The organism is Streptococcus parasanguinis, assembly GCF_001578955.1.
In the GTDB taxonomy this organism is placed as follows: domain Bacteria; phylum Bacillota; class Bacilli; order Lactobacillales; family Streptococcaceae; genus Streptococcus; species Streptococcus parasanguinis_U.
Genome location: NZ_KQ969690.1, coordinates 559,536 through 560,206, shown reverse-complemented (window position 1 = coordinate 560,206; position 671 = coordinate 559,536). Strand labels below are relative to the sequence as shown.

Annotated in this window: 2 protein-coding genes; both read left to right on the top strand. The window is 41.9% G+C overall.

Annotation, left to right across the window (positions count from 1 at the left end):
- A partial coding sequence (locus tag SPADD19_RS06635; RefSeq protein ID WP_241496511.1) for a 2-oxo acid dehydrogenase subunit E2 occupies positions 1-514 on the top strand: 514 nt, incomplete at its 5' end.
- 41 nt (positions 515-555) lie between these two features.
- On the top strand, positions 556-671 hold a 116-nt coding region (locus tag SPADD19_RS12745), incomplete at its 3' end, for a biotin/lipoyl-containing protein (protein WP_241496525.1).

Sequence of the window (671 nt, the reverse complement as noted above, 5' to 3'; positions counted from 1 at the left end):
AGATTTGCTTTCTCTAGCAGTTGTTAAGACCTTGATGAAACACCCATACATTAATGCGTCATTGACAGAAGATGGCAAAACCATCATCACTCACAACTATGTCAACTTAGCTATGGCGGTTGGGATGGACAATGGGCTGATGACACCGGTTGTCTATAACGCAGAAAAGATGACTTTATCAGAGTTGGTGGTAGCCTTCAAGGACGTTATCGGACGGACCTTGGACGGTAAATTAGCACCAAGCGAATTGCAAAATTCAACCTTTACTATCAGTAACTTGGGGATGTTTGGTGTTCAATCTTTTGGACCGATTATCAACCAGCCAAACTCTGCCATTCTTGGGGTTAGCGCAACTGTTGAAAAACCAGTTGTAGTTAATGGTGAAATTGTCATTCGTCCAATCATGAGCTTGGGCTTGACCATTGACCACCGCGTTGTCGATGGTATGGCTGGTGCCAAATTCATGAAAGACTTGAAAGCCTTGATTGAAGACCCGATTTCAATGTTGGTCTAATCAACGAGAGAGAATAGAAACAAGAAAAAGAGGGAAATAAAATGGCCTTAGAAGTAATTATGCCAAAAGCCGGCGTAGATATGACCGAAGGACAAATCGTTCAGTGGAATAAAAAAGTCGGCGAATTTGTAAAAGAAGGAGAAGTTCTCCTTGAAAT